The sequence below is a fragment of the Mesorhizobium japonicum MAFF 303099 genome (assembly GCF_000009625.1).
Taxonomy (GTDB): domain Bacteria; phylum Pseudomonadota; class Alphaproteobacteria; order Rhizobiales; family Rhizobiaceae; genus Mesorhizobium; species Mesorhizobium japonicum.
The window spans coordinates 5,025,027-5,038,331 of the sequence record NC_002678.2 but is presented as its reverse complement, the minus strand read 5'-3'; the positions used below and the strand labels follow the sequence as shown (position 1 = coordinate 5,038,331).

Below are 13,305 nucleotides of genomic sequence, written 5' to 3'. Positions count from 1 at the left end.
TACCATCCCATGGCACGATCACTGCCGCGCGGCGAAGAAGCGGTCCCGGGCGATCGAATATACCCGCGGTCGCCCGAAACGGGTGAAGCACTACCGCGAGCTGCTCAGGATCACACGCACCACCTTGGGCTATCTCCAGCAGGCGGCTGAGCAACCGACCCTGGCGGCGAGCCCGGCCGTTGAACTGTGGCAGGCCCAAGTCCGCCACTACTGGCCGCTGATCGAGCGGATCATCGCCCAGACCGAACGGCGGGTCCTGGCAGGCGAGCCGGTCCCGGCCGGCGAGAAGCTGGTGAGCCTGTTCGAGCCGCATGCCGATATCATCGTCAAGGGCAGCCGCGACGTCGATTATGGTCACAAGATCAATCTGACCACCGGTCGCAGCGGACTGATCCTCGATCTCGTCATCGAAGCGGGCAACCCAGCCGACAGCGAGCGTCTGCTGCTAATGCTGGAGCGCCACATCGCGTTTTACGGCGAGCCGCCGCGTCAGGCGGCGGCCGACGGCGGCTATGCCAGCCGCGCCAATCTGCGCCAAGCCAAGGCTTGGGGCGTGCGCGATATGGCGTTCCACAAGAAGAGCGCCCTCAGGATCGAAGACATGGTCAGCAGCCGCTGGGTCTATCGCAAGCTGCGCAACTTCCGCGCTGGTATCGAGGCCAGCATCTCCTGCCTGAAGCGCGCCTATGGCTTGGCCCGCTGCACCTGGCGCGGGCTCAACCACTTCAAGGCTTACGTCTGGTCCTCGGTGGTCGCTTACAATCTCGCCCTCTTCACCCGCCTCAAATCGACCTGACCCCCAGTCATCGGGCTGCGTTCAGGAGCACGCCGGCCAGCGCCGGCCGATACCCCTATGACCCCAATGCCGCCAGATCGACCCCCGGCCGCAACCTCCATGCCCTTGTACCATCACGCGTCCGCAAAACATCGCTTCAGCAGGCCAAAGACCCCTGAAAACTCCGGGAAAACAGCCGTTTATGGACGCGCACTAGTCTAGGCTCAGGGGGCGTGACCATTCTTGGGGGCAGTTGTCGAGACCATATGCCAGGCCGGTTCGTCGACTTGGATCCACCCGGGCTGATCAGGCCCCGTCAGATGGCGAAAGAGGTTTGGTTGGCTGCAGATCAGGCCGGCTCGATGATGGCGCGCTCCATCACCACGCCCCGCGGATTGCCTGCTTTTGAGATGCCCTGCTCGTGATCGACAGAACCGCTCTGCCAGGGCGCTGAGAGGAACGATAGTACAGATGGCCTGGCTGTGACTGCGACACCAACCACACTCGGCCCTCAGCCAATGGTTCAACAGCGGGTTGAGCGCAACCCAAGTGGGTGTCGAACGATCCTTTCTTCCGACCCCTTGCCCTGATCCATGACAACGCAGGCAGACGTTTCGGCAGGAAACGACGAAGCAAAATCAGGCGACGGCACAAGCAGAAACTAAGATAGAAGCCGTATTGCGCCGGCGTTTCGATTGCGACTACATATGGTTTGTCACAGAGTCCATCGAATTCGCTGACGATGACTATGACCGCTCGCATGAGCGTGGCCATCGTGGATGGACTTCAATTACGCGAGAAGAGTTTGCGCTCCATGGTAGTTAGGCGTTCCGGGCCTCGTTCGGTCACTAGGACCGTCTCGCTAAAGCCCATGCCTGCCGCCATCATCAGCATATGAAACACCATTCCAGCCTCTAGAACCCATTCCACACCTGGCACGAACTCACGGATGAATTCACCGGCGGAGGGGCTTTCACAGAGAGCGAGCGAATAGCCGGTGCGGTTCGTGTATGTCTTGCGCAGACCAGCCGTCAGAATCGGCTCGCGGCAGGCTCGGTCGATCACGCTGGCCGGCGTGCCCGGACGCATCAACGCGATGGCCTCGTCCTGGGTACGGATGATTGTCTGGGCGACACGCTGCTGCTCAGCGCTCGCCGGACCAACCACTGCGGTGCGCATTAAGCGTGAGTAATACTTTCGATGGATTCCTTCGAGCTCAAAGTAGACAGGATCGCCCCGTTCGAGGCGCCGGTTGGAAGAGCCTCCGTGTATGAGATTCGTTCGACTGCCGGAGGTGATGATGCCACCGCTCCGCATGTCCGCGCCGGCCTTGACAAATGCGCTTGACACTACGCTAGCAAGATCTCGCTCCGTGACGCCCGGCGCAATGGCCTCGATGCCAGCGAGCATGCCCACTTCGACTTGGCGGGCAGCGCCGCGCAGATATTCTATTTCCCGCGGCGATTTGATCAGACGCAGGTGGTCGACAATGCGCGGCTCTTTGGCCAAAGTTGCATTCGGTAGCTGCGCCTGAAGCATCTTCCAGCGTTCCACGGTCAAGAACCATGAGTGCTCGTCCACGCCGACGCGCCCGCCTGCCAGCCCAAGACCATCGAGGGCCCTTCGCGCCGCGTCTAGCGAAGCGGGGATCGGATCGGCGGCGTCTGCATAGACCGTATGGTTCTTGACCCACGAGGTGCTGTGCGCCGTGGGGACTTCCATATCGCGCACGATCAGCACGGGGTCACCGCGACTGGGAACCGCCAACGCGTGATAGGAAAAGTAGCCAATGTCATCCAGACCGCTCAGATAGTTGATGTTTTCCGGTTGGTGCAGCAGTAAGACGGGAAGATCATGCTTGGCCATCTCTTCTTGTGTGCGCTGCAGTCGTGTACGATATTCTTCAGCGGGGAAATCAATCCCATTGTTCGCGGACTCACTCACTGTAGTAGGCTCCTTCATTATTGACTACTTCAACTAAGTCTGTTCGCCGTTCACCCGCTTGGCGGATCGCTTCTACGCTAGCATAGACAACGACTGTGAATGCGATGAGAAGACAGGGTAGCTAGAAGTGGCCGAAAGCCTGTCGTTTCGAGGTTACCGATCATCGAGAGGATCTCATCCTGCCACCGCGGATGAACGTTCTCTCTGCCGATGCTTCTGAATTTCTCCGCGACCTGATCGGCGGATAAAGGGCTTGCGACATCCCCAAGGGGATGTCGTACGATCCTTTCTTCGGGCCCTTTGCCCTGATCCATGACAACGCGGGCAGGCGTTTCGGCTGGAAACGACGAAGCGAAATCAGGCGACGGCTCAAGCTCAATGCGCGCCGCCAGGTCGAGCACGCGCGCGTCAGTAAGACGCTCCAGTTGAACGGGTTGTAGAGCTTCGCGACCGTGTAAAGTGGCAAGCGCGCAACTAAAATAGAAGCTGTATTGCCCCCCCTCCAATGTGCTCGGCGCGCGCTCGTTTGCTAGGCGCATCGCCTGAGGGAAAGTCTCGATGCGAAGCCTTCGGATCTCTTGCCCGTCTCGACGCATGGCAAGGATCGCATCGATCGCTGCGTGGATGTAGCGGCAGCATGCATATGGCTTAAGATAGCATTTTTGAACTTCCCACGACGACCCAAGATTGTCTGTCAGGACATGGCGAGTGAAACGATCATTGTCATCAAGAAGATCAAGAGGTCCAGTTGCGGCTGCCCGCGCGCGGTAGGCTGCGGTGATACCTGCAACCACGGCAGGGGGGATCCCTTCCTTGATCGTGCTGCCCTCGAACTTGGAGGTTGCAGTTAAGAAGACAATGGGGCCTTCGGATCCAGCAATCGCCAACGCATGAGCGGTTTCTGTTGCACCCAAGCCCAGCAGCCGGCAAGCTGCGGCCGCAGCGCCGTAGCCGACCCAGCGTCCACTCGCGTATGTATCGATTGTTTCAACGGGACGAGAGCTCGCAATTCGCAGCGCGATTTCGTATCCGAGCGCGATTGCAACCATTGTTTCAGAAACTGACGCGTCGACAGCCTGAGCCACTGCCAAGGCGGCGGGAATGACGCCGGAACCAGGGTGGCCCCCTGCGCCGCGGTGACCATCGTCGATATCCAGTGCGCTCGCTGCAGCGCTATTCGCCATCGCGGCGCCGACGACACTAGAGTGATTATCAGTCAACCAAATACTGATCAGGCCTTCGCCGTAGGCTTCCAGTGCTGCCTTTCGGGCAGCATGAGCTAACGGCGATGGCACACCTGCAGCGGTGGCACCGATGAGGTCCAATATGAGCAACGAGATTGTACGCCGTGTAGCCGCCGGCAGTTCACTGGCTGGGTAGCTGCTAACAAAGTTGGCGAGTTCAGATATGGCTCGCACTTGGGCACTCCAACTTTCTTTTGGCTACGGAGATAGGCGCCCCACGTGTGAAACTGCACGCGCGCTGGGTCGTGCGAGTCATGCGGGCTTCATTCGGGTTTGCCCTACCGCGAGGCCACGGAACCGAGGTATAGACGAACACGGCAGCCCTTTGTGCAACCATAGTTAGGCCCTTGAGACGCACCGAGACGCTCCGTCCCAACAAAGTCAAATTGCGATTTGACCCAGACATGACATTCTGCCTCCTTATCCTCGTTCGAGGTCACCCACATCCAGGTCGGCAGTTCCGACCGTTCACCGCTAGGACGAGCAAAAATCATGCCGATTGACAGGAACACTGCCCCAAAAAGACCTTCGGCTTGTGCTTCAATGGACTGAAGGGAAAACAGCAGGAACCCAGGTCGAATAGAGGCCGTGTCGAGGACAGCCGCCTGCGTGTTAAGGTAGAGGATCGAGGAATCACCGTAACAGCGTTGGGCATCACACGGGAGCGCGGTCAAGGAAAAAGCCCGGCTTGTCGCAAAGTGGATCGATCGGGCCGCAGAGAGCGACCAACATGGATCAAACGGATGGCAGCACGCCGACGTAAGACCTTCGTCGTCTGCAACCGGTGCCGTCCACTGAGATCGCTCAGGATGATGTGAGAGCATGAGATACCTGGAAAGCCGGACAAGACCGAAATACCTTGTGTCCGGTGTGGAGAGAGAGAGGCGGTGAAACTTGCGTCGGCAATGAGGCAAGGCGCACAATTACTGTCGCGTTTGTGACGTGCCGAGGCCGCCAGAGTCCATTGGGGCGTCGAGTCGCTTACCGCAAACTCGATCGGAAACTTCCCACAACACACCATTGATGGAGTGCTTTGCGGGCATTGTGCGCAGAAGGTTGAGGGCGAGAGCCATCTTTTCGGCGCCGTGGTCGTGTCGCAGCCGCGATTACGACATCGAGGACCCAGTGCAGCCCGTTTTCAATGCCACTGCTGCCCATTCTCTTCCCGACGCTGGAACGCAATGGACATTTGAGGCTCGAAGAGGAGATACGTCACAAGAACCTGTCGATCAGCGCCAGGACGATCGACCGCATGCTCCAAGGCGCACCATGCCTTGGAAAAAGCCGCCAAGGGCTGCGCCATAGCCGCGGCGGCGCATCAAAATGCGCACCTTTGCCGACTGGAACGAGCCGCTTCCCGACAGCATGGAAATGGACCTGGTCGCTCATTGCGGGCTGGGTCAAAACGCAGTAGCTATCACTCACAGCCTGGTTCTGACCGATATCGCGAGCCAGATGGACAGAGGCCGCGCCCATCGTGGTGCTTACTCGAGACACTCGACCGGATACGCGCGGCATTGCCCTTTGCCCTGAAAGCACTGGGATGTGGACAATAGCGGCGAGTTCGTCAACAGCAGGCTGATCGAATATTGCATTGGTCACGGCATCGAACTCGCCCGCGCGCGGCCTTACCGTAAGAACGACCAAGCGTGGATAGAGCAGAAATATGGGGCGGCTGTTCGGAAGCTCTTGGGCGGCAGCCAGGGCGATCACACGCCTCTACGGAGCATCCAGGCTGTTCGTGAACTTCTTCCAGCCTTCGTTCAAACTGGCTGCCAAAAGCAACGCGACGGTGCGAAGGTGGCTAAGCGCTATCATCCACCGCAGGCTCCCGGCGAGCGCTCCCGTAGGCGGAGGGTATCTCGATGGCCGTATTCAAAGGCCTAACAGAAGACCGCACTCGATCACACGTTCAGAAAGTCAGAAACTCCTTGCGCAACGGACGGCAACCACAGAAGGCAACACGACGGGATGATGCCCATCGCCCATAGAAAATTGAACGACTAGTCTAAACATTGCGCTCCAATATTGAAATTATTGCTTACTCGTTCTGTGAAATGATATTTCATAAATGTTGCGGCGACATAATATGATATTAATAATAAATTACGTCTGGAAAATGATACGCATGTTATATTATCGGTGCGGAGTCGCTCAAACCCATGGCGGAGATAGGGGGTACAATAGCCGGTGTTTGCTAACATGACAAACAATGGGTCGCGTCGCCGCGCTTCGAAATAAGAAACTGTACTCTAGACAGTTTTTAGAGAGTTGATGATGTTGTCCATAGTGCGGTCAGTCGACGTCGTATTGGAAATCGATCTAGCGGCTATTCGGGCGAATTTCCAGAAGATCTCGACACTTGTTGGGGATAAGGTGAAGGTAGCTGCAGTCGTCAAAAGTGATGCGTACGGACTTGGTCTTGTAGACATTGCCAGGACGCTCATAGATGCCGGCTGCGACCTACTGTTTGTTGCCAATTTGGATGAGGCCCTGCTTCTAAGATCTTCCTTTAGTCGAGTTGCAATTGCGGTCTTTCGTGATGAGTTTGATAGGTTTGGCACATGGTACCGGTCGCATGGCCTGATACCTGTGGTGAACAACTGCAAGGAATTGCATGCAGTTGGCACAGCCGGAGAGCCGCAATCATACTTTCTCAATGTGGAAACTGGATTCTCTCGCTTTGGGCTCAGCGTTGGCGATATCCAGCGCGAGTATCTGCTACGCACCTTCGAAAGGTATCGCCCTTCGATCGTGCTCAGCCACCTCGCATGCGGCGAATGCATTTCGGACCCAATGAATCAATTGCAGAGGGACCGTTTTCGGACAGTCTATGATCTTCTTAAACCCACGCGCGGCAGTCTCTCTGCCTCCGCCGGTGTATGGCTCGGAAAGTCCTACCACTTTGACATGGTGCGTGTAGGATCGGCGCTGTACGGGATCCATAACGCTGGCGTGCAAACAAATCCCCTGAAGCCCGTGGTCAAACTCAGAGCAAGAATACTTGACGTGCGGAGCGTTCCGGCGGGGGAAGCCGTTGGATATGGTGCAACGTTTCGTACGGACCGAGCCAGCCGAGTAGCAATCGTCGGGATCGGGTACAAGCACGGGCTTCCATGGTCCTGCGCGAACAAGATATTCGTTCGGTTGGCGGAATATTCAGCGCCTTCAATAGGAAGAATCTCCATGGAATATATGATAATTGATATAACGGACGTTCCGGCGAGACGTTGCAGCCCGGGCACCTTTGCGGAATTGCTAAGTGAAGACTTCACCGTCAATGACCTCGGAGCGGCCGCTGGGGTTAGTCCACAGGAGGCACTGACGCGGCTTGGTGCCGGGTGCACACGGAAGTATCTGAATTTATTCCCTCCATCTGCAGCGTTCACAGCAAACCGCCCGACGGAGGCGATGAGTAACCCATCGAGAGCAAAGAGCCGACCGATGGACAAGCAAGCGCTCATCTAGCGGTTAGGCTATCTGGCAGGCCGCCCGGCTGCCAACCTTGCGCAGTGCTCGGCTAGAAGGTCCACGAACCCGATTGACGAGCTCGACCCGATCTGCAACCAGACGGCTGCGAATGCTATGAACCACTTGATTTGCCAATCGATAGGCCCGATTTCGACGGTACAAAACGCATCGCCGGCCGGCCAACGGCCTTGCAAATCGCTTCAACGTCATTCCGGTCATTCTTGTTGGACTTGACGTAGGGCTGATCAGCGGAACCTCATGGCCGAGATCCGAAAGCGTCAAGCGACACTAGGAATGCGGGGTCAATTTCGCAGGTCGGCCGACGACGGCTGAGTTCAGAAGAAATTGAGGTACCTTTCAACTTCCCAGTCCGACACGTGGCAGTGGTATTCCAGCCACTCTGATCTCTTCAGGGATAGGAACTGTTCGATGACAGGCTTCCCGAGAGTGCCAGCAAACAACTGATCAGCCTCTAATGCATCGAGCGCTTCGGTTAGCGTCTGCGGAAGCAGATCTACGCCCATCTCCTTGATTGCCTCGAGCGTGAGACCGTAGAAGTTAACATTTCTGGGTGCACCTGGCTCGAGCTTCTGCTCAATTCCATCGAGACCGGCAGCAATAAGCGCGGCCGTTGCGAGGTACGGATTCATGCTGCTGTCGCCAGTGCGAATCTCAAGCCTGCCGTAGGGAATTCGCACCATGGCAGTGCGATTGTTGTAGCCGTAAACGATGCAGGCAGGAGCCCACGTTGCGCCTGAGACAGTGCCACCGACGACCAGCCGCTTGTAGGAGTTCACGGTTGGCGCCAGAAGCGCTGTTAGCCCCTTCGCATGCGCGAGCACACCGCCCAGGAAATGATAGGCGAGCTTGCTCAAGCCCATTCCGTTCGGGTCAGCGTCATCGTGAAAGAGATTCCGCCCGTCCCCGTCGGCGATAGAACAATGGATATGCATGCCATTGCCGGTCGAACTACTGCGCGGCTTTGGCATAAAGGAGCAGATGGCGCCGAGATCATGCGCGATTTCCGAGACCGCCATTTTAAAGAAGACGATCTGGTCAGCCGTCTTTAGTGCATCGGCGTACTTGAAGTTGATTTCGTACTGTCCGTTCGCGTCTTCATGGTCAATCTGATAGACATCGATTCCAACGGCCTGTAAGCATTCCGTTACGCGCTCAAGGACGTTTCGCCCGCGCATGAGGCCGCGATAATCATAAGCGGGCTTGGTGAGCGTATCCGTGCGGTCGAACGGCGATAGTTTCCCGTCTGGCTCCCGCCGCAGCAGAAGGAACTCGGGCTCCAGCCCCGTATTGAGCGTCCAGTCGCGCTCAGCAAGGGACGCGACTTGCGTCTTGAGAACGTTACGCGTGTCGACCGGATGCGGCGCCCCCTTAACGGTACCGACTCCTAGCATGCGAGCGTATCCGGGAGCCCATGGCGTCACCGTCAATGTATCAAGTTCGCAGACCACCATATATTCCGCTTCATGAGGAAGGAGGCCAAGCCCGCACGGGGCGCCGCCAGCAAAACCCGCGCCTTCCGTCAAAAGGCAATCAAGATGTTGCACCGGAACGGCTTTGCTCTTCGCGACCCCATATAGGTCGACGAATTGCGCGAGTACATAGCGGACGTCCGCCTGCTCCAGGAAAGCTTGAGCCCCTGCGACGTCTAACTCCTTAGGTGTCGCAAGGCTCCGGGCTGGCAGTGCGCCAGTCCACGCGTTTGGGAGATGCATTCGGATTTCTCCTTTGGTTGACTTTCGCTATGTTGCCCTGTGTCTGGCGAGTTGCCTATTGGGGGCATGACCGGAATAGCGCCCGCAAGAGGTCGCACCTGAACTGTTGAACCGCAAGGTACCGAACAATCGCACTCACGCCCTGACTAGTGCCAAGACCCAGTTGCCCGCTGCCCCTCCGAATTTATCTGTTTCTATTTGAGATAGTTTCGATTAGCGCATCGGCCTGTTGCTTGGTCGTGCCTGGCGTGACCACCAAATGGCTAACGTCCTGAGTCGCAATTTGCCACTTTGTCTTGATGCTGTCTTCGACAGGAGGGAGTACAACTGTAAGCGCATTGGGATTACGCCAAGCGCTGACGCCGCGAACGTTAAGTTCATCGGCTGTGTAGGCCGCCAATCGCTCGCATTGTTGGAAAGTCTGTTTGATACCTTCGATCCCCAGACTACGGATCGCATACCAGAGGATGATCGGCGTAAAGGCATTTCGCGATCCACTCAACGTCGTATCTGAGCTGCCGATGTAATCGATATTGCGCATCACACGTTGAACGTGAAGTTTGTGCGAGAGAACGACCCCGCAAGGCATCGGCGCGCCGAGAAACTTGTGTCCACTTAGCGTGATGGAGTCCGCTCCATCCGCAAAATCGAAGGCGGGTTTGGGATTTAAGAGGGGCGCGTATGGCCCGCATAGTGCCGCGTCGGAATGGACATAGATCGCGCTGATACCGACATCGTGAAGGACCGCACGAATTTTTAACGTATCATCTTTGCCTTCCTTCATTGTAGTGCCTATATTTGCAACAACCACCGCTGGGCGAGTTCTGTAACGAGTAGCCTTCTGGGCTAGATCGTCATAGTTTATTTCTCCATTGGATTGCGAACGCACCACAGAGTGTTCCAACCGGAGCAGCCGAACCCCTTTGCTCACACTATAGTGAGTGTCCTGCGAAAAATACGCGACAGCATTTGGATAGAGCTCGCGGGCAAGGTACAACCCGTAGATGTTCCCCTCGGTCCCTCCATTTGTCACGTAGCCCCAGACTTCGCAAGAACATGCCCGAAACAGCCTGGCAAAGAAATCGACGACGTCGCATTCGAAAGCATGCGAGTTTACGCGATAGGTCCCTGGTTCGAATGGATCTCCGAGGTTGTTGCCTGTGAGGCTCATGAACCGCCACAACGGTTCATAATCGAAGTCCTTCGCAAACGGATAGCCTAGAAAGCAGCCATTTGCCTCCTGCATGGATGAGAATAGTTCATCCAGTTTTTTTTGATCTTGGGGTTCCAGCATGATGAGCGCCCTCCGGGGCCCGGAGTTAACAGACCCTGCGAACTAGTCGGGTTCTTGTTCACGTGCGGACAAAGCTCCTGCCTTGAGCGCACTATCACCGAACCAGCAAGATTTGGACCAATGAGCGCAACGCTAGATGCCCGTGTTTTGAGAGACGCAATGTCACGTTCGCGACAAACCGTTCGAAATCCTCGCTGTCTGATTGACCTCGCATCAGGACCTCTCTGTGCCCACCTGGCCGTGAGATGCGTCTGTAGGCTTCTCCAAAAGCGATTTACGCCGGTCCGGCGATCATCATGCAGCGCAGACGATGTCGAACCAACCACCAGACCTGTTCTCCGTAGAGGTTCTGCCTCCAGTTCTTTCGAGCGAAATGTGGGAGAGCGCTCTTCCGTTGATCGAAGCTTTCCGGCGGTTGGAGATCTCGCAGGCGCTGAGCCAAAAGTCGCGCGCAACAGGGCGACGCTCTCGTTGGGGCGGGTTGCGCCATGACGAATGCGATGTCCCCGCTAGCGTCCCCAGGGCCGGACGTCCTGTTGGCGGGAGATCAGCCTGTCGGCGATCGCTCACAATGACCGCGCCGTCAGATCGGCCGTAGGCCCCGCCGCCAAGATCTTTGCTGCCTCAAAAAGGATACCTGCGGGTGTGGCGCTCCGAGCCTTGCGTCAGGCAACCAGAAGTGGGTTGGAAATCCCGTGACGCCGCGCTGTCGCGGCTGCCTGCTGCGGAGCCGAATAGCCCTCGACGATCCGCAGCTTCTCCTCCTCTGACCAGCAGCGCCGGCCCCAGTGCCAACAATCTCGAGACGACGTGACTGGCGACATTCAGAAGCGATATCCACACCAACAGTCAGCTACACCATCACTTGGCCCGCAAGGCAGTCCCCCTCTGACGCGTGCCCAGCGGCTGGCCAGTCCTCTTTTCAAAAAACCTTCAAATAATTTTGCGGGATCTTTGCACTTCCCAATTGCCGACAATGGTACGTTCATTTTCCTTTTTGTCCGGCACGGCTAAGACGCCGGGCATTGGATGGCCCGACAGTTCCACTTCGATACGACTGTTCAGGTATTAGCATCCGCAGATGCCAGATGTCTTTCAGGCGGTGCCGCTTGCTACCGAAGGGGCACAATCGAACAGTGCAGCTGTAGATGTGGTGTAATCGCCCAATGGCTCGCTGCGCCATTGTCTTTTTAGATGACATCAGCTGAGAGATCGGGCCAAGTGCCAATTCGCTCGAAGCAAGAATGAGGCAAGTCGAAATGGCCTCCCAAGAATCGCAAGTTGCGGAAACTGTCCAGGGGCCGCTCAGCACACCGATTGTAATCAAAATGCATCAATCCAGCAGGAGCCGAACGTGGCAAAGAAGACGTCGATTCAAGGCTCCGCGCCATTCAGGGTAACCCATCGGCAGGTACTGGAAATTGCCATTCCGATGACGCTCGCATATCTCACGACGCCGCTGCTTGGCCTCGTTGGTACGGCCGTAGTTGGCCGGTTCGGTGATGCAGCTTTAGTTGGGGGTCTTGCTGCCGGAGCGGCGGTCTTCGACATCGTTTTCGCAGCCTTCAATTTCTTGCGCTCCGGTACGACAGCACTAGTCGCCCAGGCTTTCGGGAGAAACGACGCTCTGGAAGAGAAGGCGGTCTTCTGGCGGGCGCTTGTCATCGCTGCAATTTCTGGCCTGGGCCTGGTCTTGTTTTCGCCGTTGATTGCCGTGGTAGGCGAATGGTTCATGAACACGGAACCGCGGGTGACCGCCGCGATGGATTTGTACATTCGCGTCCGCCTTATCGCAGCACCTGCTGCCTTCATTAACTATACAATTCTCGGCTACCTCCTAGGCAGCGGCAATTCGGTCCTCGGCCTTCTGATGCAACTTCTCCTGAACGGGATGAATGTCGCCCTCTCGATCCTTCTATGTCTTTATCTCGGTTGGGGTATTTCAGGCGTCGCCTGGGGGACTGTCTTCAGTGAAGGCGTCGCCATGGTCGCCGGAATGACAATTCTCTTGGTCCGCTTCCGCGCGATGCCGAAAATGTCGCGACAGCTTACGTTCAACATGGTGGCAATAGGGCGAATGCTTTACGTCAGCGGCGACATAGTGACCCCTTCTTGCATGCTCCTGGGTGCCTATATGCTGTTCACGAGACAGAGCGCCCAGCTTGGCGCGCTGACCCTCGCCACTAATGCGGTCCTGATGCATATCTTCCTGGTCGCGGCCTATTTTCTTGATGGGTTTGGAGCCGCGGCCGAGCAACTCGTCGGGCGAGCTCTTGGTGCCCGTTATCAGCCGGCATTTTCGCAAGCCATTAAGCTGACCGCAGGCTGGGGACTTGCGGTTGCGGTTCTTGCGAGCGTTGTGATCTTCGCGTTTGGTGAACACCTCATTGGCGCCATAACAAAGGCTGCTGATGTGCGAGCCGAGGCGGCTCTCTATCTTCCTTGGGCGGCCTTCGCGGCACCGAGCGGCGCGCTCGCGCTTCAGATGACCGGCGTCTTCGTGGGGGCAACTTGGTGGCTCGACGTGCGCAATATGATGCTCCTATCCTTCGTGGCCTTTATCACAACTTTGTTTGCATTCGGCCAGTTGTTCGGCAATCACGGACTTTGGGCCGCTTTTCACATTTTTCAACTGCTGCGAGGGCTAAGCTTGTTGCTGGTACTGCGCCGCCGCGCCAGCACCGTCTTTGCGTAGACCAGTCGATATGACGTCCGTCGCTAAGGGAGATGTGGGCTGTGTTGCAAAGAGTTTAATAATGGGTTTGCAGTGGAAGATCGACGCGGTGGACCAAGTTGGGGTCGTGTGTGGATGTTCTCCGCATTGCAAGGGGGTAGGTGACGATC

Annotated in this window: 7 protein-coding genes and 1 pseudogene; 4 read left to right on the top strand and 4 right to left on the bottom strand. The window is 57.0% G+C overall.

All coding sequences use genetic code 11. From position 1 onward, the window contains the following. Positions 1-4: 4 nt before the first annotated feature. Positions 5-796, top strand: a pseudogene (locus MAFF_RS25410) (transposase); the annotation flags it as partial. A gap of 765 nt (positions 797-1,561) precedes the next feature. Here the strand turns inward: MAFF_RS25410 and MAFF_RS25405 are convergent. Continuing rightward, positions 1,562-2,719: a M24 family metallopeptidase gene (locus MAFF_RS25405; protein WP_244420608.1), complete on the bottom strand. Its 1,158-nt coding sequence runs from the start codon at positions 2,717-2,719 to the stop codon at positions 1,562-1,564. 77 nt (positions 2,720-2,796) lie between these two features. Beyond that, positions 2,797-4,137: an MmgE/PrpD family protein gene (locus MAFF_RS25400; protein ID WP_010913862.1), complete on the bottom strand. Its 1,341-nt coding sequence runs from the start codon at positions 4,135-4,137 to the stop codon at positions 2,797-2,799. Between the two features lie 967 nt (positions 4,138-5,104). Here MAFF_RS25400 and MAFF_RS39320 point away from each other — a divergent pair. Both MAFF_RS39320 and alr read left to right on the top strand, forming a co-directional pair. Further along, on the top strand, positions 5,105-5,377 hold the full coding sequence (locus MAFF_RS39320) for a hypothetical protein (RefSeq protein WP_157866076.1): 273 nt from the start codon (positions 5,105-5,107) through the stop codon (positions 5,375-5,377). Positions 5,378-6,237: 860 nt separating this feature from the next. Next, the gene (gene alr / locus MAFF_RS25395) at positions 6,238-7,431 is read left to right on the top strand and encodes an alanine racemase (protein ID WP_010913858.1); all 1,194 of its coding nucleotides are present in this window, start codon (positions 6,238-6,240) and stop codon (positions 7,429-7,431) included. Positions 7,432-7,769: 338 nt separating this feature from the next. Here alr and glnT read toward each other — a convergent pair whose 3' ends face one another. After that, entirely contained in the window at positions 7,770-9,167 is a 1,398-nt protein-coding gene (gene glnT / locus MAFF_RS25390) for a type III glutamate--ammonia ligase (RefSeq protein ID WP_010913857.1), read from the bottom strand. 184 nt (positions 9,168-9,351) lie between these two features. Next, positions 9,352-10,461, bottom strand: coding sequence for a histidine decarboxylase (locus tag MAFF_RS25385; RefSeq protein ID WP_010913856.1), 1,110 nt, complete (start codon positions 10,459-10,461; stop codon positions 9,352-9,354). A 1,354-nt stretch (positions 10,462-11,815) separates the two neighbouring features. Here MAFF_RS25385 and MAFF_RS25380 point away from each other — a divergent pair. Beyond that, positions 11,816-13,156, top strand: coding sequence for an MATE family efflux transporter (locus MAFF_RS25380; protein ID WP_010913855.1), 1,341 nt, complete (start codon positions 11,816-11,818; stop codon positions 13,154-13,156). Positions 13,157-13,305: the final 149 nt, after the last annotated feature.

What these genes read in the sequence shown, in the direction of transcription:
- MAFF_RS25385 (WP_010913856.1), bottom strand. Translation starts at nt 10,461, where the DNA reads ATGCTGGAACCCCAAGATCAAAAAAAACTGGATGAACTATTCTCATCC.
- glnT (WP_010913857.1), bottom strand. Translation starts at nt 9,167, where the DNA reads ATGCATCTCCCAAACGCGTGGACTGGCGCACTGCCAGCCCGGAGCCTT.
- MAFF_RS39320 (WP_157866076.1), top strand. Translation starts at nt 5,105, where the DNA reads ATGCCACTGCTGCCCATTCTCTTCCCGACGCTGGAACGCAATGGACAT.
- alr (WP_010913858.1), top strand. Translation starts at nt 6,238, where the DNA reads ATGATGTTGTCCATAGTGCGGTCAGTCGACGTCGTATTGGAAATCGAT.